12 protein-coding genes are annotated in these 18,031 nt (G+C 68.2%); 4 read left to right on the top strand and 8 right to left on the bottom strand.

Going from position 1 to position 18,031, the window contains the following annotated elements; all coding sequences use genetic code 11:
- Window positions 1-73 precede the first annotated feature (73 nt).
- From SALPAC3_RS0106115 to betA, 4 genes are all read right to left on the bottom strand, one after another.
- Window positions 74-2,068: an ABC transporter permease gene (locus SALPAC3_RS0106115; RefSeq protein WP_018220384.1), complete on the bottom strand. Its 1,995-nt coding sequence runs from the start codon at window positions 2,066-2,068 to the stop codon at window positions 74-76.
- A complete protein-coding gene (locus SALPAC3_RS0106120) occupies window positions 2,068-3,147 on the bottom strand; it encodes a quaternary amine ABC transporter ATP-binding protein (protein ID WP_018815770.1) in 1,080 nt (359 codons plus the stop codon). The genes SALPAC3_RS0106115 and SALPAC3_RS0106120 overlap by 1 nt, the downstream gene beginning before the upstream one ends.
- 167 nt (window positions 3,148-3,314) lie before the next feature.
- Window positions 3,315-4,790 (bottom strand): aldehyde dehydrogenase family protein, encoded by a 1,476-nt coding sequence (locus SALPAC3_RS0106125; RefSeq protein WP_018220386.1) that lies wholly within the window; start codon window positions 4,788-4,790, stop codon window positions 3,315-3,317.
- Between the two features lie 64 nt (window positions 4,791-4,854).
- On the bottom strand, window positions 4,855-6,531 hold the full coding sequence (gene betA / locus SALPAC3_RS0106130) for a choline dehydrogenase (protein WP_018220387.1): 1,677 nt from the start codon (window positions 6,529-6,531) through the stop codon (window positions 4,855-4,857).
- 735 nt (window positions 6,532-7,266) lie between these two features.
- On the opposite strand from betA, the gene SALPAC3_RS0106135 reads away from it, so the two are divergent.
- From SALPAC3_RS0106135 to SALPAC3_RS0106150, 4 genes are read left to right on the top strand one after another with little or no spacing between them, the layout of a single operon-like run.
- Window positions 7,267-7,995, top strand: a complete 729-nt coding sequence (locus tag SALPAC3_RS0106135; RefSeq protein WP_018220388.1) for an ABC transporter permease — start codon at window positions 7,267-7,269, stop codon at window positions 7,993-7,995.
- Complete coding sequence (locus SALPAC3_RS0106140; RefSeq protein WP_026185283.1) at window positions 7,992-9,191, top strand: betaine/proline/choline family ABC transporter ATP-binding protein; 1,200 nt, start codon at window positions 7,992-7,994, stop codon at window positions 9,189-9,191. Before SALPAC3_RS0106135 ends, SALPAC3_RS0106140 begins: the two co-directional genes overlap by 4 nt.
- Window positions 9,188-9,973: an ABC transporter permease gene (locus SALPAC3_RS0106145; RefSeq protein ID WP_018220390.1), complete on the top strand. Its 786-nt coding sequence runs from the start codon at window positions 9,188-9,190 to the stop codon at window positions 9,971-9,973. Before SALPAC3_RS0106140 ends, SALPAC3_RS0106145 begins: the two co-directional genes overlap by 4 nt.
- A 59-nt stretch (window positions 9,974-10,032) precedes the next feature.
- A complete protein-coding gene (locus SALPAC3_RS0106150) occupies window positions 10,033-11,016 on the top strand; it encodes a glycine betaine ABC transporter substrate-binding protein (RefSeq protein ID WP_018220391.1) in 984 nt (327 codons plus the stop codon).
- 68 nt (window positions 11,017-11,084) lie between these two features.
- On the opposite strand, the gene asnB is transcribed toward SALPAC3_RS0106150, so the two are convergent.
- From asnB to SALPAC3_RS0106170, 4 genes are all read right to left on the bottom strand, one after another.
- A complete protein-coding gene (asnB, locus tag SALPAC3_RS0106155) occupies window positions 11,085-13,853 on the bottom strand; it encodes an asparagine synthase (glutamine-hydrolyzing) (protein ID WP_018220392.1) in 2,769 nt (922 codons plus the stop codon).
- Between the two features lie 59 nt (window positions 13,854-13,912).
- A complete protein-coding gene (locus SALPAC3_RS0106160; RefSeq protein WP_026185284.1) occupies window positions 13,913-15,178 on the bottom strand; it encodes a hypothetical protein in 1,266 nt (421 codons plus the stop codon).
- A gap of 231 nt (window positions 15,179-15,409) precedes the next feature.
- Entirely contained in the window at window positions 15,410-16,354 is a 945-nt protein-coding gene (locus tag SALPAC3_RS0106165) for an alpha/beta hydrolase family protein (RefSeq protein WP_018220394.1), read from the bottom strand.
- Between the two features lie 99 nt (window positions 16,355-16,453).
- Window positions 16,454-17,863: a right-handed parallel beta-helix repeat-containing protein gene (locus tag SALPAC3_RS0106170; protein ID WP_033774818.1), complete on the bottom strand. Its 1,410-nt coding sequence runs from the start codon at window positions 17,861-17,863 to the stop codon at window positions 16,454-16,456.
- Between the last annotated feature and the right edge of the window lie 168 nt (window positions 17,864-18,031).

An 18,031-nucleotide genomic window follows, 5' to 3' on the forward strand; every position in this document is an offset into this window, starting at 1 on the left:
GTCACCCTCCCAAGGTGTTGTTCGTCGGTCAACTCCGATTCCGCGGTCCCGGCGCACCGGAACGGCGGATGAGTCACGTCTGGTTGGCACTGGGGGCAGGCTCCGACCGCTGCGCGGCAGCCCGCGCGATCCGGTCCAGCATGATCCCGAGTACGACGATCGCGACGCCCGCCGCGAGGCCCTTGCCGTAGAGCTGCCCCTGCGAGAAACCGGCGACGACCTCGTAGCCGAGCGCACCGGCCCCGACCAGGCCACCGATAACCACCATCGACAGCACGTAGATGAGCCCCTGGTTGGTGGCGAGCAGCAACGACTGCCGCGCCATCGGCAGTTGGACCTTCGTGATGGTCTGCCAGGTGTTGGAGCCCGCGGCGGTCGCCGCCTCCACCGTCGACTCCGGAATGGCGCGCACCCCGTCCGCAACGATCTTGATGGCGACCGGCGCGGCGTAGACGACACCGGCGACGATAGCGCTGAAGCGGCTCACCGAGAAGAGGGCGACGACCGGAATCAGGTAGACGAAGGCCGGCATGGTCTGCCCGGCGTCCAGGACCGGCCGGATGACCCGATCGGCCCGGTTACTCCGGCCCATCCACACGCCGACGACCACTCCCAGCGTCACCACCAACAGCGTGGCCACCAGCGTCATGGCCAGCGTGACCATGCTGGCGTTCCACAGCCCACTGCCGACCAGCAGCCCCACACAGACCGCGGCGACGGCGGCGGCCCGCAGGTTGCCGATCAGCGCGGCGAGCAGCACGATCACCGCACCCATCAACCACCAGGGCGACTCGGCCAGCAGCGCCTCCAACGGATTGAGCAACGCGATGGTCACGCCGTCCTTCACCGCCGCGGTCAGATCCGCGAGGTTGTGCTGCGCCCACGTCGTCACCGTGGTCGCCCCCTGCGACAGATACTCGCCGAGCTGGCCGCCCTCCGGGAACTCAGAGGCCCACAGGTAGGTGTAGGACAGGTACGAGCAGACCGCGGCGACCAGCCCGAACCCGGCCAGGAGCAGCCGGCGGATCCGGGGATTGAGTTCACCGCCCCCCTGCTCGGCGCGGACGCTGGCCGCTGTCGTGACCCGGTCCAGGACGATGGCCATCACCACGATCGCCACCCCCGCGTTGAACGCGGTACCGACGTCGAGGGTCTGCAGGGCCTTGATCACCGTCTTACCGAGGCCGGGAGCGTCGATCAGGGCCGCGACGGTCACCATCGCCAACGCCGCCATGATCGTCTGGTTGACACCGAGCACGATCGTCCGCTTCGACAGCGGCAGGAGCGCCTTGGTCAACCGCTGCCGCCGGGTCGCGCCGAACGAATCGGTGGCTTCCACCGGCGGTCCGGGCACGGAACGGATTCCGTGCGCGGTGATCCGGATCGCCGGCGGCATGGCGTAGATCAGCGTCGCGATCGTCGCGGAGGCCGGGCCGATCAGGAACACCAGGGTCAGCGGCGCGAGGTAGACGAAGGTCGGCATCGTCTGCATGAGGTCCAACACCGGAGTGATCAACCGGTGGAACCGATCCGACACCCCGGCCAGAACGCCCAGCGGAATGCCGAACAACAGCGACACGAAGACCGCCACCAACGTCAGCGCCAGCGTGTCCATGCTCTCCTGCCACAGCCCCTGCAGGCCGAAGAGAGTGAACCCGCCCGCGGCGAGCAGCGCCACCCGCCAGTTGGCGAACGCCCAGGAGGCGTAGGAGGCGAGCGCCACCACACCCAGCCACCCGAGCACCGGCACCGGCCGCCCGTACGCCGGTTGCGCGATGAGCCCCTGGACGAAGGTCACCAACGCGTCCATCACCGCGCGGATCTCGTTGAAGAAGTACAGGAAGAGCGGGTTGCTGTTCCGGCTGGCGCCAACCGAGTCGTTGACGTCGTTGAGCCAGTGGTGCAGCTCGGTCAGCGTGGCCCGGGGCAGCTCCAACATGTCCTGGCCGCGCAGCAGGGTCCAGGCGACGAGCCAGAGCGCGAGGACACCCACCACCGCGAGCGGCTTGGTGATTCGTCGACGTGGGGTGGTCCGCGTTGACGCGCCGGTCATGGTCGTCGTGGCCATTAGGCGCCCGCCTGATTGCCGGCGACGATGTCGAGGACCTCCTCATGGCCGACCACGCCCAGCAGTTCCCCGTTCTCGACGACCCGCACCGGCCGGTCGGCGGCGAGCACCGTGCGGACCGCGTCCCGCACGATCACCCCCGGACCCAGTTCGGGGCCGTCCAGCTGATCGGCGGCCCGGGACGGACGCATGATCCACCGCAGGGTGAGGACATCGGCGCGGGGCACGTCCTGGACGAAGTCGCGCACGTAGTCGTCGGCCGGCGCCCCGACCAGTTCGTCCCCGGTCCCGGCCTGCACCACGTTGCCGTCGCGCATGAGCAGAATCCGGTCGCCGAGCTTGAGCGCCTCGGAGAGGTCGTGCGTGATGAAGACCATCGTCTTGCCGACCTGGCGGTGCAGCCGGATGACCTCGTTCTGCATGTCGCGGCGGATCAGCGGGTCCAGCGCGGAGAACGGCTCGTCGAAGAAGAGCACGTCCGGATCACCGGCCAACGCCCGTGCCAACCCGACGCGCTGCTGCATCCCGCCGGAGAGCTGGTCCGGGTACGCGTTCTCGTAGCCGTCGAGGCCCACCAGTTCGATGACCTCGGTCGCCCGGCGGATCCGCTCGGCGCGGCCGGCACCCCGGATCTCCAGGCCATACCCGACGTTGTCGACCACCGTTCGGTACGGCAGGAGACCGAAGTGCTGGAAGACCATCGAGAACTTCCGGCGCCGGAGCTCCCGCAGCCGCCTCTTGTCGGCACGCAGGATGTCCTCGCCCTCGAAGACCACCTCCCCCGCGGTCGGCTCGATCAGCCGGGTCAGACAGCGCACCAGCGTGGACTTGCCGGAGCCGGAGAGCCCCATCACGACGAAGACCTCACCGGGCGCGACGTCGAACGACACCTCCCGTACCGCGGCGGTACACCGGGCCCGCTCCCGCAGCTCCCGCCGGGACAGCGCCGCGAGCTCGGCCGAGTCGGGCACCCGCTCCGCGTTCGGGCCGAACACCTTCCACAGGTTCCGGACCGAGATCACCGGAGTCTGGGCTGCAATGACCTGCCCGCGCGGCTCAACCGCCGTCTCCGTGCTCATGCGGCCCACCCCGCCCGGTCGCAACGCCGCGACCTCGGCACGCCCCGGCAGCACCGGGGTGCGCACGCGGGGATGGGCCCGCCGGGACGGCGGTGATAGTCGGTTGGGACAGACATGGCTGACTCGTCTCTTTCCTTGGGCGACGGTTACGGGATGGCGCGGGGGCGCTAGCCGCGGAACCAGTGCTGCGGGCGGGGATCGGTGTTCTGCCAGATGTGCTTCATTTCCCGGTACTCGTTGAGCCCGGTCGGGCCCAGCTCGCGGCCATTGCCGGACTGCCGGAAGCCGCCCCACTCCGCCTTGGGTACGTACGGGTGGTAGTCGTTGATCCAGATCGTGCCGTGCCGTAGCCGCTGCGCGACGCGCTGGGCACGGCTGGCGTCGCTGGTCCAGACCGCGCCGGCGAGGCCGTAGTGGGTGTCGTTGGCGATGCGCACCGCCTCGTCCTCGTCGGTGAAGGTCTCGACGGTGAGGACCGGACCGAAGGACTCCTCGCGGACCACGGACATGCCCGCGCGACAGCCGTCAAGCACCGTCGGAAGGTAGTAGAAGCCGTTGGCGAGGCGATCCTCGTCGGGGCGGCGGCCGCCACAGCGCAGCACCGCCCCCTCGGCGATTCCAGCCTCGACATACGACTCCACCTTGGACAGGTGGGCGGCGGAGATCAGTGGGCCGGTCTCCGCGTCGGCGTCGAAGGGCCCACCGAGACGAATCCGACGGGCGCGATCCACGACCGCGTCCACGAAGGCGTCGTGGATGGACTCCTCGACCACGAGTCGGGTACCCGCCGAGCAGACCTGGCCCGAGTGCAGGAACACCGCGGTGAGCGCGAAGTCCACGGCGGCGTCGAAGTCGGCGTCGGCGAAGACGACGTTCGGGTTCTTGCCGCCGAGTTCGAGCGTCACCCGCTTCACCGTCGCCGCTGCCGCCGCCATCAGGCCACGCCCGGTCTGCAGGCCCCCGGTGAACGAGACCAGGTCCACGTCCGGGTGCTCGGCCAGCGGCGCGCCTACCTCGGCACCGGCGCCGAGGACCAGGTTGGCCACGCCCGGCGGCAGCCCGGCCTCGTCCAGCAGCCGCATCAGCAGGATCGCGGTCGAGGGGGTCAGCTCGCTGGGCTTGAGGACGAAGGTGTTTCCGGCGGCGAGCGCCGGGGCGACCTTCCACGAGGTCTGCAGCAACGGGTAGTTCCAGGGCGTGATCAGCCCGCACACACCGATCGGCTCGTACTCGACCCGACTGATCGCGTCGCTGCGCCCGGTGTCCACGACGCGTCCGCCGTCGGTGTCGGCGAGGCCGGCGTAGTACCGGAAGCAGGCGGTCACGTCGTCGATGTCGTACTCGCTCTCCACCAGCCGTTTACCGGTGTCGAGCGACTCCGCGCGGGCGAACTCCTGCTTGTCCCGCTGGAGGAGGTCGGCGACCCGGTGCAGCAGCGCACCACGTTCGCCGGCCGGGGTTCGCGGCCACGGCCACGGCCCCTCGTCGAACGCCTTCCGGGCCGCGCGGATCGCCGCGATCGTGTCGTCCCGGGTCCCCTCGGCGACGGTGACCACCGAGGTGCCGTCGGCCGGGCAGCGGATCTCTCGGCGCCCGCCGGCTACCGACTCCCGCCACTCTCCATCGATGTAGAGGTCCTTCACGCGCAACTCCCCGATGCACTCGTCGAGTGGTTCCCTGGTCCAGCTCTGCCTTCGCGACACGGCATCATGCCACCGCCGACGAACCGCGGTCGTGCCGGTAGTAGTCGAGCGGCGACGGCGCCAGCGGCGTGTTGCCCAGGATGAGGTCCGCCGCCTTCTCGGCAACCATCATCACCGGGGCGTAGATGTTCCCGTTGGTGACGTAGGGCATCACCGACGCGTCCACCACCCGTAGCCCGGTCACCCCGTGCACCGACATGTCGGTGGGGTTCACCACGGACATGTCGTCGGTCCCCATCTTGGCCGTGCAGGACGGGTGCAGCGCGGTCTCCCCCTCGCGGGCGACCCAGTCGAGGATCTCCTCGTCGGTCTGGACCTCGGGCCCGGGGGAGATCTCACCACCGCTGAACGGCGCCATCGCCGGCTGGCCGAGGATGTCGCGGGTCACCCGGACCGCCTCCACCCACTCCCGCCGATCCTGCTCGGTGGAGAGGTAGTTGAACCGCAGAGCCGGATGCACCCGGGGATCCCGATTTACGATCTTGACCGTACCGCGGGCGTCGGAGTACATCGGCCCGATGTGCACCTGGTAGCCGTGGCCACCGGAGGGGGAAGAGCCGTCGTAGCGGACCGCGATCGGCAGGAAGTGGAACATGAGGTTCGGGTAGTCGACGGTGTCGTTACTCCGGACGAAGCCGCCCGCCTCGAAGTGGTTGGTGGCGCCCAGGCCCGTCCGTCCGAACAGCCACTTCGCACCGATCCACGGCGCGTACCGCCAGTTCAGGTAGGGCTGGATCGTCACTGGCTGGGTGCAGGCGTGCTGGATGTAGACCTCCAGGTGGTCCTGCAGGTTCTCACCCACCCCGGGCAGGTTCGCGACGGTGTCGATGCCCAGGCCGGCCAGTTCGTCGGCGTTACCCACGCCGGACAGCTGCAGCAGCTGCGGCGTGTTGATCGCGCCGCCGCTGAGGATCACGTCGTTGGCGTACACCCGGTGCGGGGTCGTCCCCTTGCCGCGGGTGTACTCGACGCCCACGGCGCGGGTGCCCTGGAAGATGACGCGGGTGACGAACGCGCGGGTACGCACCTCGAGGTTGGGTCGCTTCATCGCCGGGCGCAGGTACGCCTGGGCCGCGGAGAACCGCCGACCCCGACTCACGTTCCGGTCGAACGGGGCGAAACCCTCCTGCTGCACGCCGTTGACGTCGGTGGTGCGCGGATAGCCGGCCTGCTCCGCCGCCGCGAGCATGGCCTGGATCACCGGATTGTCCGCGGAGCCACGCTCCAGCACCAGCGGGCCGTCGTGGCCACGGAACGGGTCGTCCGGATCGGCCCCCAGCGCGGATTCCATCCGGTTGAAGTACGGCAGAACGTGGGCGAAGTCCCAGGTCTCCATGCCCGGATCGGCGGCCCACCGCTCGTAGTCCAACGGGTTGCCCCGCTGGAAGATCATCCCGTTGATACTGCTCGACCCACCCAGCACCTTGCCCCGGGCGTGGTAGATACGCCGCCCGTGCATGTGCGGCTCCGGCTCCGAGTTGTACTGCCAGTCGTAGAACCGGCTACCGATCGGAAACGGCAGCGCCGCCGGCATGTGGATGAAGACGTCCCAGGGGTAGTCGGGACGGCCGGCCTCCAGGACCAGAACCCGGTTGCCCGGATCGGCGGAGAGCCGGTCGGCGAGCGCGCTGCCGGCCGAACCGCCACCAACGATGACAAAGTCGTAACGCTGGGTTGTCACTTCCACTCACCTCACTCAACTGGTCGCGGAACTCGGCGAACCCGGGCATGACGACAGGACGAAGCTGCGACTTGGGGGGCTCGGCGCACGTCACTCCACAGTCGCGTCCGTCCGGTGCGTCCGCACCGGCTCCCGACCGGCCGCGCGCTCCCGACCGGTTCGGGGGTCGAACCGGATGCGTGCAGGGATGCAACCTTACCTCGTGTTTTCCGGCACCCCGTCAACGCGCACGCCTCCTGACCTGCCGATACGAGAGAGATCACAGGACGAGGAACGCAAGATAACGTTCTGACACCCATACGGACCGAATCGGGGCGGCACGGCACGGGAGCCACCCGAACCACAGCCGGGGCGGACGTCTCACCCCCGCCAAACGCCCGCCGCTGCACCAAGCTGCGGGACAACAACCGATGGCGCGGATCGACGAGCGCCATCGGCGTGTTTCGCCCGGTCTATCCCACATCCCACCCTCGATGCCCTCGAGGGCGTCCAGTCCTTGGTGTGACGTTGAGTTAAGATTGTGATCCGAATTGACGAGGCAAGGGAGGACGGCGGCTTCGAACCGACGCGAGCCCGGGCTCCCTGAGCCGCGCGGCTCAGCCCATGGTCGGGCCCCCTTGCCACCATCGGCTGATCACCACTCGCTGATGGCTGACCCGCTTTCGCCACGGCCCACCCAGCCGCTCCTTGATCTCCGGGCCCACGATTGCCACAGCAGGAGGTGACAGGTGACACATGACGTTCCTCGAATTTCTACAGAGCCGACGTGAGCTGTTACTCGCACAGACCCTCGAACACGCGACAATCGTGCTGATGTCCGTCGCCCTGGCGACGGTCATCGGCGTCTTGATCGCCCTCTGGACCTACCGCCACCCCCGTGCCCGGGCCGTCGCGACCGGCATGGCCGCGGCCATGCTCACCATCCCGTCTTTCGCACTGCTCGGCCTACTGATCACACCGCTTGGGCTGGGCTACACGCCCACATTGGTGGCCCTCACCATGTATGCCCTGCTACCAATCCTTCGAAACACCATTGTGGGCCTGACCGAGATCGACCCGGCCCTGACCGAGGCCGCGCGGGGTATCGGCATGGGCCGAGTCCGATCATTGACCACTGTGGAGCTTCCCCTCGCCTGGCCGGTAATCCTGACCGGAATTCGGGTGTCCACCCAGATGACGATGGGGATCGCCGCGATCGGGGCCTATGTACAGGGCCCAGGTCTGGGCCACCAGATCTTCGACGGCCTCGCCAATCTCGGCGGCGTGAACTCCCTGAACCAGGCTCTGGTCGGAACGGTCGGCGTCATTGTGCTGGCCCTCACCGTCGACGTGGCCCTTGCGCTCCTGGGCAAGCTCACCCAGGCCGGGCAACGCCCGAAGCTGTTCCGCACCCGCCCGACTCTCCGCCCCACGCTCACGCCCGCCACAGCAGCACCTTCCCCCTCCCTCGGAGGCCGAGAATGAGCCACGACGTAATGATCGACCTGCAGCAGGTCAACAAGTTCTACCGAGGGCAGAAAGCCCCGGTCGTCGAGAACATGTCAATGACGATCCAGCAGGGCGAGATCATTGTCTTGGTCGGCCCCTCCGGCTGCGGCAAGACCACAACCATGAAGATGATCAACCGGCTGATCGAGCCCAGCAGCGGCCGGATCCTCATCGACGGCACCGACGTGACCGCGTTGGACGGCAACGACCTGCGCCGCCAGATCGGCTATGTCATCCAGCAGGTGGGGCTCTTCCCCCACATGAGCGTCGCCACCAATGTCGGGCTGGTGCCGAAGATGCTCGGCTGGGACGCCAAGCGGATCGAGGCCCGCGCCGACGAACTCCTCCACCTCGTCGGCCTTGAGCCGGCCATCTACCGAAACCGGCTGCCCCGCCAACTCTCCGGTGGGCAGCAGCAGCGCGTCGGGGTGGCCCGGGCCCTCGCCGCGGATCCGCCGGTGATGCTGATGGATGAGCCCTTCGGCGCCACCGACCCGATGACCCGGGACCGGCTGCAGAACGAGTTCCTCCGCCTGCAGGAACAGCTGCGCAAGACGATCGTCTTCGTCACGCACGACTTCGACGAGGCGATCAAGATGGGCACCCGGATCGCTGTCCTCGGCGAGAGGTCCAAGATTCGGCAGTTCGACACTCCGGAAAACCTGCTGGCCCAACCCGCCGACAGCACCGTGGCCCAGTTCATCGGCCGCGGCGCCCGACTCAAGCAGCTCGACCTACGTCGGGTTGACGCGATCACGTGGCAGGACGTCCCGCTGATCCAACTGGACAAGCCCGTCAACGGCGCGAAGCGCCAGCTGGACCAGACCGAAGGCTCCTCGGCGTTGACCGTGGACGCGGACAATCGGCCGCTGCGCTGGGTCAACGCCCACGATCTGGCCGCTCGCCCGGACGCCCTTGACGAGGCCGGCCAGACGGTGACAACGGTCGAGCCACAGGCGACGCTCCGCGACGCCCTGGACGCCATGCTCGCCTCCCGCGACGGCGCCGCGGTCGTGGTTGACGAGCACGGCCGCTACGCCGGCACGGTCACGCTCGACGGCCTGATGCAGGTGATCCACCACACGCCCGAACGAGGCGAACCGGGTTCCGGGGTTCCCGACCAACGTTCGGCCGTGGCCCCCGCCGCCGAGCTCACCCCGGAGCAGCGATGAGCAGCGCCGCCGAGACCCAGGCCGCAGCGACGGTGCTCACCCCGCCGTCCCGCTGGCGCGGGCTCCTGCGGCGACACGCCCCGATGCCGGCGATCCTCGCGGCGGTGCTGCTCGCCACCTACCTCTGGGTCAGCGCCACGGATCTGGACGACATCGAACGGCGTGCCCTGGAGGCCGACAAGCTACTGCGGGCGGCCGGAGAGCATGTGACGCTGGCCGCGCAGACCACTGTGCTTGTCGTGGCGATCGCTGTTGGTGGGGGCATCCTGCTCACCCGTCCGTCCCTGCGGTGGCTGGCTCCCTTCGCCACCGCTCTGGCCAACATCGGCCAGGCTACTCCCGCGATCGGGCTACTCGTCCTGTTGAGCATCTTCCTCGGCATCGGCTCCTCGACCGCGTTGATCGGCCTGGTCGCCTACTCCGTCCTCCCGGTACTCCAGAACACCATCGTCGGGATCAACCAGGTGGACCGCCACCTGATCGAGGCGGGACGGGGCATCGGTATGTCACCGATAGCCGTCCTGCTCCGAATCGAGCTTCCGCTGGCTGTTCCCGTGATCCTCGCCGGGGTGCGGACCGCACTCGTCCTCGCCGTCGGCGTGGCCACCCTTGCCACGTTGATCAACGCCGGAGGTCTGGGTTCGCTGATCGTGACCGGGATCAAGCTCCAACGCGAAACGATCCTCGTCACCGGAGCAGTCCTGACCGCGGCTCTGGCGTTGACGCTGGACTGGCTGGGCGGAGTGATCTCCGACCTGCTCCGGCCCCGTGGGCTCGACTGAGTGGCCTCATCCCGCACCTGCGCACCACCGACACTCGCACTACCCCAAGGAAGGTAACGATGCGAAATCGAACCGCACTCACCCGTCTGGCGACCGGCTCCGCGGTGGTCGCCCTCGCGCTCACCGGCTGCTCGGTGACGACTGAGGACCCCAGCACCGACGTCGCGGTCGGCGAGGGATCAATCAAGGAGGACGCCACCCTCAAGGGCCAGACCATCGTGGTCGGCTCCAAGGACTTCACCGAGAACATCGTCTTCGGGCACATCACGATGCAGGCGCTGACCGCCGCTGGGGCGGAGGTCGAGGACCAGACCAACATCAAGGGCTCGGTCAACGTCCGCAAGGCCCTGCTCAGCGGCGATGTCGACGTCTACTGGGACTACACCGGTACGGCGTGGATCACCTACCTCGACCACACCGACCCGATCCAGGACTCCGCCGAGCAGTACGCGGCCGTGGTCAAGGAGGACAAGGAGAAGAACAACGTGGTCTGGGGGGCCTACGCTCCCGCGAACAACACCTACGCCATCGCGCTGCGGGAGGAGAAGGCCGCGGAGTGGAATCTGACAACCCTCTCCGACCTGGCCGAGTTCGCCGAGAGCAACCCGCAGGAGGCGACGTTCTGCCTGGAGACCGAGTTCGTCGGGCGTAACGACGGGTGGCCCGGAATGACCGCGGCGTACGGGATGGACGTCTCGGAGGACAACGTCAAGGTCGTCGACACCGGCGTCGTCTACACCGAGACGAAGAAGGGCGAGGCCTGCAACTTCGGCGAGGTCTTCACCACCGACGGCCGGATCAGCCACCTGAACCTGCGGGTACTGGAGGATGACCAGAGCTTCTTCCCGATCTACAACCCGGCTCCCACCCTCAACGGCGAGACCGCCGAGTCGTACGGCACCATCCTGACGATCCTCGAGCCGGTGATCGCCAAGCTCGACGACGAGACCCTGCGCGGGCTCAATGAGAAGATCGACGTCCAGGGCGAGCCGGTGGCCCAGGTCGTCTCCGACTGGATGAAGGCCGAGGGCTTCATCGGCTGAGGCACCTCGACCGGCGCACCACCACCGCCGATGTCCCCCTACCTCGGGGTGGCATCGGCGGTGCCGGCTCAGCCCCCGGTGTGACACACCCGGTGGTCGCCACGGTGGCCCGCGACCCCGCGCTGGTGCTGGGCCACCACAACCGCGAACGGCGTCTGCTCGCGGGCCTGGCCGAGTGGGTTGTCAACGAACGCCTCCACCAACGCCGCGTCCGGTAGGTCGGCGTCCTGGCCCAGGATGTCCTGACCGAGGTCATTGGCATCGATGATCACTGTGCCGCCGAACCGCTCCGCGAACTCGGCGGGCAGGGCCGCCCGGATCGCCGACGAAATGTCCCGGGCGACCCGATCCGGATCACGCGGTGCCAGCTTCGCCGATATGTTCGCCGGGTAGGCCGAGTACTCGGTGGGCCCGTCGATGGCGCGTACCGCCGGACCAGCGACCCGGTAGAACAGTCCCCGCCGCCGGACCACCTTCCCAGCTGCCCCGACTGCTGCGGCGGCCAGGATGCGGGGCAGCCCCGCCTCCTCGATAGCCAGCTGCATCGTGGCCGGATGCCCCAGCCCGATGCCGTACGGGGTTCGCCGGACACCTCGCGACAGCAAGCGCGCCCAGGCTCCGCTCCTGATGTCGGCCACCTTGAAGATTCGTCCCTGCGCGACCGCGACCACCTTTTCGCTGACAAACAGGTACCAGGGTCCGGCGGTTGCCAGTTGCTGGACGGGGAACGGCACCTCCGCCCCCTGTTTGTAGAACTCACCGACCCGGTTGACGGCGAGCACGGGGACATCGTCCCCGGCGGCGATGAGGTCGGTACGCAGCGGAAACCGGGCCCAGGCGCCACCGGGCGTCAGCAACTCCTTCCCCTGGTTGGGTACGAAGTCCGGTTTCGGCAGCGGGTCTGCACTCTGGTCGGTGTCCGAGCCGGTACCCCGCTGGGCCGCGACCCGGGCTGGCTCCGCCGACTCGGAGGTGCCCGCGTCGCTGGCCGGTCTCGGGTCGATGAACTCGCGCAGCCACAGTTCGATATTGAGCATCCGCCAGAACGTCATGGTGTCCACACCGCCCCGGCCGGCGACGTATTCCTCGAATGCCTGAAGCACGGCTGGCTGGTCGAAGTAGGATCGCGCACCAAAGGACCGGGAAGCGAAGATCAGGTACACGTCGTTCTTGATGCGCTGGAACCAGCTGTCCTCGGGCGTGGTGAAGCCAATCTTGTTGCGCCGTCGATGAACCAGCCGGGGCAGCAGGTCGACGGTCGCGTCCCGCAGGGCCCGTTTGTTCCATCCGTGGTGGATAATCGCGGACGGGTCAAACGACCACACGGTACGCACCAGAGCGGCGTCGAGAAACGGCACCCGGCCCTCGACCGAGAATCGCATACTGTTCCGATCCTCGTAGCGGAGCAGCGCGGGAAGGCTGTGCCGGAAGAGGTCGGCGGTCAGCCGGGCCTTGATGTCATTGCGCACCGACGGGAAGCGCTCGTACCGATAGGTTTCGGCGAAGGTCCGACCCAGCAGGTTGACGGGCGGTGTCCGGCGCCGCCGACCAGCGACGTCGGTCAGCCGGGTGCGGCCCAGGCGCCAGAGCACATCGACGGAGCGGAGCAGCTCTCCGGCCACCCGGCCACCGCGCAGGCCGCGCAGGTGCACCAGATAGTAGGGCAGGTAGCCGGCGAGCAGCTCGTCGGCGCCCTGACCGTCGAGCATCACCGTCACATGTTGACTCGCCTCCCGCATCACGCAGTACTGCGCATACGGTGCGGTGGATATGACCGGTTCTTCCTGGGTTCGGACAAAGTCCCGCAGATCAACCAGAAAGCGGTCCGGGGTCGGGCGCACCTTGTGCACCTGGAGCGCCTCGCCGCAGGTCGCCGCGACCGCGTCGACGTAGCGTTCCTCGTCGTTTCGCTCGCCCGGGAAGACCGCGGAAAATGTCTGTTGCGTCGCACCAACCGGCCGGCAGGTGTCCTCGGCGGAGGCCAGCATGTGATGAATGCTGGCCACCACGGTCGAGGAGTCCAGCCCGCCGGAGAGGGCCGTACCGACCGGAACGTCGCTGACCAGTCGAGCCCGGATCGCTCGGTCGAGCACCGTCCGGAACCGCTCCTGGGCGGACCGGTCATAGGGGGTCGGCGCCGCTGCCAGCGCGTCCATGTCGTCGTAGAGGCGGGTGTAGGTGGAGCGTTGGATCGCGCCGTCCGCGGTGAGCAGGGCGATCTCCCCCGGCATCAATCGGGTGACCCCGTGGAAGAAGGTCCGTGGGGTGTCGTCGTGGACCCGAAACCGTAGGTATCGGTAGATGGTGCGGTCATCGGGCTTGGGCGTGACCGCACCGGCGGCGAAGAGGGGGCGGATCTCACTGGCGAAGAAGACCCGTCCGTCTCCGTCCTCGGCGAGGTACAGCGGTTTGATGCCGAACTGGTCCCGGGCCAACACCACCTCGCCACGCTCCAGATCGGCGATGGCCAGGGCGAACATTCCATTGAAGCGGTCGAAGGCGGCCCGACCCCATTGGATCCACGCGGCGAGCACCACCTCGGTGTCACATTCCGTGGTGAATCGATGGCCGAGATCGCTCAGCTCCGCGCGCAGTTGCCGATAGTTGTAGACCTCGCCGTTGTAGCTCAGCACCCACCGGCCGTCCGCCGAGTGCAACGGTTGGTTCCCACCGGCTCGATCGAGGACCGCCAGCCGTCGGTGCGCCAACCCGATCAGCCCGTCGGTCAGGTAGCCGTCGCCGTCGGGGCCCCGGTGGACCTGGGCGTCGGCCATCCGGCGAAGCACCGGCTCACCCCAGAATGCGCTGATGCCGATGTAGCCTGCTATCCCGCACATTGGAAGATCACCTCTGGGTTCACAACTGGCGCACTGTTTGATGGGAGTTTCGCCGGGGTTCAGCCCGGACAGCCGGCGACATTGACACAGTTGTTGGGCCGATTCGCGCTCACCACGGTGCCGGTGGCCGTATTCAACTCGACTGTTCCACCCGCCTCGTTGAAGATTCCGCCACCGTCGGCGACAGCGGTGTTCTTCCTGATCGTGGAGGTGTAGAGGGTGAGCGTGCCGTCGGCATCGTGGTAGACACCCCCGCCCCGAGTGGCTTGATTGCCCCGGATCTCGGTGTCGAACAGCGCCAACGCGCCGGCGTTGAAGACGCCCCCGCCATCGGTGTTGGCGGTGTTGCCCTGGATGAGACTCTGCCGCACGGTCGCGGAGGACGTACTGTTGATGATCAGTCCGCCGCCCCCGCTGCGGGCCGCGTTGTCGGCGATGACGACCCGCCGCAGGTGCAGCTGCACGGAGATAGCGACGACCCCGGCACCCTCGGTGTTGGAGGAGTTACGAAGCACCTGCGAGTCGGTGAGCAGGGCGCTTCCTCCGGTGGCGAGCAGCCCGCCGCCGATGACGGAGGTCGCCCGGTTTCCGGTGATCGCACTGCCGACAACGACAACGGACCCGGCGCTGGAGATACCCCCGCCGTTCGTACTGACGTTCTCGCCCACAGTGGAGGAGCGCAGGTCAAGAACGCCGGTGCTGGCGACCCCGCCCCCACCCGTGCCGGCGGTGTTCCGTTCGAGATAGGAGTGGGTGATGGTGGCGGTGCCCGCGTTCCGAATGCCGCCGCCCTCCTGGGCACTGATGTTGCGCACGATTCTGCTGTGGTTCAGGGTGAGGGCGGCACCGGCGGCCACGAAGATCCCCCCGCCGTCCTCGTCGGTCTGGCCACCGGTGATCTTCAGGTGATTAAGGGTGAGGTCGCCGTCGGCCTCGACGGTGAGGATCCGGAACTGTTCGACCGCGGCGGCGCGTTCGATGACGGTGTTCTTACCGCCGTTGAGCGTGATCGGCGAGGTGATCGCGGGCAGACCAGCACCATCCCCGACATCAGCGGTCAGCAGGTAGGTGCAGTCCTTCGCGAGATCGAGCACCGCACCACCGCGGGCATTTCCGAGAGTGATCGCCGCGATCAACGCGTCTGGGTCACAGGGGACCGGCGTGCCCTTCGGCCTGGTCTGCTCATCGATTCCGGTGCCGGGGCCCGCGATGGCGGCAGGGGCGACCAGGGCGAGCAGGAGGCCCGCCACCCCGGCCACCAACCATGGCCGGGTACGGGCCGGACGCTCCGGTGTACCCCCCTGGTCGTGGTCTTGATACCGCATCGTGGTGCCGGTGCCTTCCCCTGAACGACGAGGAACTCCGCCGGCCGGGGCCAACCCGGCGTGGTGTCCCTCGGCTACCGGACCGGCGGTAGCCGACAGTCAAACGCTAAGCCGACATTCGCCCCAGATGAACATGAACCTGAAAATTCATCCCAGAGATTGTCTATCACCGCTTACCGCACACAACCGGCCCGGCCAATCCGCGCAACCACGGAGAACGCCGCCCACTCGCTACTTGTCGATCACGCTTCCCGGCGGCGTGGGCGAAGACTCCAGCTCCCTCCTCGCCCGGCTCCAGGCGTCGCCGTCGACCCCGAGTGCGGTGCGGAGGTAGGCACCCACCATTGCTCCCACCGCCGAGACCCGACCCAGGTCCTCATCCGTGGTCTCGGCGGCACCGAAGCCGACGATTCCGCCGAGGCTGTGCTCGCCCCCGAACACGGTCAGCAGGGCCTTCGGCGCGGGAGACAAGGTGTACGAGTCCCGGTGCCAGGAGGCGCCGACAACATTGAGCGGCCCGCAGTCCTGGTCGCCCGCGACCACAAGTGCCGGGGTGGTCATCGTGCTGAAGTCAGACGTCTGCAGAACCGGGTACTTTTCCCTCGCGTACTCGCTCAGGGCATCGCCGCCCCGACCAAGGCCCGAGAGGATCGCTCCGGCCCGAACCCGGCGGTCGGACAGATCAACGATCGAGCCGTCCGTGGGATCGTTGAGGCGACGGCCGAGGAGGAGGGAAGCGGTGTGGCCGCCTGCCGAGTGCCCGACAACCGCGATCCGTGCCCGGTCGACCCGTCCGCTGAGCGTGGGCACCGCGGCCTCGACCGCGTCGAGATTGTCGATGACAAACGACAGGTCGGTCGCTCTCGAACGCCAGTAGAGCGGAGCCTCGGCAGCGTCCGCCTCGCGTAGCCCGAGAGCCAACGAGTCCAGGTGCGTTGGCTGCACGATGACGAAACCGCAGGCTGCCAGGATCTCCACGAGCGGGTCGTACCCGCGCCACGAGGAGAGGTTGGACGGCCCGTGGTTGTGCGAGAACAGGACGAGGGGCCGGGACGAGCCCGTCACTGGCGCCGACACCCGTAGTTCGAGATCCACCGTCCGGGCGGGTGCCGGGATGACGACGGGAGCAACGGACAGGACCGGAGCGGCCAGGCCGGTTCCGGAGGCGCGATTCATGTCGAGGTACCTCTTCTCACGACGTGAACCCGACTACGACGAGCGCCGAGAGCCGGGCTACAGACGAGCAATCACACTCGATTACGGCATGGTGGGCGACTATCCGACGCAGCCCGCGACATCGACGCAGTTGTTCGGCCGGTTCCTGATCACGATGGTGCCGGTAGCGGTGTTCAGGTCCACCGTGCCACCGTCGTTGACGACTCCCCCACCGTCGGTGACGGCGAGATTGTCGACCACCTTTGTCGCCGCGAGGCTGACCGTCCCGGAGTTGTGGATGCCGCCACCCCGGTCGGCCCGATTGCCGATGATCCGGGTACGTCGTACCACCGTCTGCCCCGCGTTGAAGATTCCACCGCCGGCGGCAGCCATCGCGGTGTTGTTGTTGATGATGCTGTCTTCGATGACGACGTAGCTTCCTCCGCCGATGTCCCCCTCGACGAAGAGGCCACCGGCCAGACCGGACAGTGCGGTGTTGCCGGTCAGGCGCACCCACCGCAGGGTCAGCTGCCCGCCGAGACCGACCCGGACGCCGCCGCCGTCGGACTGGCTCAGATTCCCGGTGATTCGAGTGCCGGTAACCGTGCCGATGCCGCCGGAGACGAACAACCCACCAACCGACTGCGCCCGGTTGTCGGCGATGCTGCCGCCCTGGACGGTCACGCTGCTGTCCGAGGCGAAGACGCCGCCGCCGAGGTCGGCGAGGTTTCCGCGGACGTGAGACTGCACGAGTTCCAGCGGGCCGGCACTGAAGATCCCACCGCCGCGCTGGTTCCCGATATTCCGTTCGACCCTGGAGTGGCTGACCCGGGCGGTGCCGTTGTTGGCGATACCGCCGCCGAGGACGTCGGCTATGTTGCGATGGACGACGCTGTGGTTGACGGTCAGCACGCCACCGGTGTTGACGAGGATCCCTCCGCCGCCCTCGGTGGCGTGGCCGCCGGAGATCGTCAGCTGGTTGAGGGTGAGCGCGCCACCGGCGGCCACGGCGAGGATCCGGAACTGGTTGACGGCGGCGGCCCGCTCGATGGTGGTGTTCCTGCCGCCGGTGAGGGTGATCGGGGTGGTGATCGGGGGCAGACCGGCGCCACCGAGGTCGGCGGTGAGCAGATAGGTACAGCCCTCGGCGAGGTCGAGCACGGCACCACCGCCGGCGTTGGCCAGGGCGATCTCGGCGATCAGCCGATCGGGGTCGCAGGGGACCGGCTTGCCGGCCCGCAGCTCCCCCTGCTTCCCGTCGCCCCCACCCGCGTCGCTCTTGTCGGCCGCACCGCTGCCTTCGTCCCGACGGTCGTCGGCGGGCGGCCCGTCAATCGGGGTCCCGGACGTGCCAACGGCCGGCAGGGCGCGCCTGATCGTCTCGCCTACCGGGGTCACCCCGACGGCGGCGAGCGCCAGCCCGGTCACCCCTGCCAACCCGACAAACCACCACCGCCGCCGCCATGGCCGCGCTGGCTTCTCGCCCGGCCGGTCGGGCGGCTCTCCCTGGGCGTGGCGCTGATGGTTCATCGCGGTCTCGATGTCCTTCCCCCGTGCACGGCAAGGAACCACCCAGTCGGGTTGCCAGTCGAGGTCACTCCTCAGCTACCCGTCGGGTGATACCAGCCACCGCACGCTAAACAAGGGGAGGCGACACGAAGCCCTAAATGCGATTAAATCCACCAAACCAGATGAAAA

The organism is Salinispora pacifica DSM 45544 (assembly GCF_000378845.1).
Taxonomy (GTDB): Bacteria; Actinomycetota; Actinomycetes; order Mycobacteriales; family Micromonosporaceae; genus Micromonospora; species Micromonospora pacifica.

Bases quoted from the DNA above. Each gene is read 5' to 3' on its own strand.
- SALPAC3_RS0106115 (WP_018220384.1), bottom strand. From the start codon at position 2,068: ATGGCCACGACGACCATGACCGGCGCGTCAACGCGGACCACCCCACGT.
- SALPAC3_RS0106135 (WP_018220388.1), top strand. From the start codon at position 7,267: ATGACGTTCCTCGAATTTCTACAGAGCCGACGTGAGCTGTTACTCGCA.
- SALPAC3_RS0106120 (WP_018815770.1), bottom strand. From the start codon at position 3,147: ATGAGCACGGAGACGGCGGTTGAGCCGCGCGGGCAGGTCATTGCAGCC.
- SALPAC3_RS0106145 (WP_018220390.1), top strand. From the start codon at position 9,188: ATGAGCAGCGCCGCCGAGACCCAGGCCGCAGCGACGGTGCTCACCCCG.
- asnB (WP_018220392.1), bottom strand. From the start codon at position 13,853: ATGTGCGGGATAGCAGGCTACATCGGCATCAGCGCATTCTGGGGTGAG.
- SALPAC3_RS0106165 (WP_018220394.1), bottom strand. From the start codon at position 16,354: ATGAATCGCGCCTCCGGAACCGGCCTGGCCGCTCCGGTCCTGTCCGTT.
- SALPAC3_RS0106150 (WP_018220391.1), top strand. From the start codon at position 10,033: ATGCGAAATCGAACCGCACTCACCCGTCTGGCGACCGGCTCCGCGGTG.
- SALPAC3_RS0106140 (WP_026185283.1), top strand. From the start codon at position 7,992: ATGAGCCACGACGTAATGATCGACCTGCAGCAGGTCAACAAGTTCTAC.
- SALPAC3_RS0106170 (WP_033774818.1), bottom strand. From the start codon at position 17,863: ATGAACCATCAGCGCCACGCCCAGGGAGAGCCGCCCGACCGGCCGGGC.
- SALPAC3_RS0106160 (WP_026185284.1), bottom strand. From the start codon at position 15,178: ATGCGGTATCAAGACCACGACCAGGGGGGTACACCGGAGCGTCCGGCC.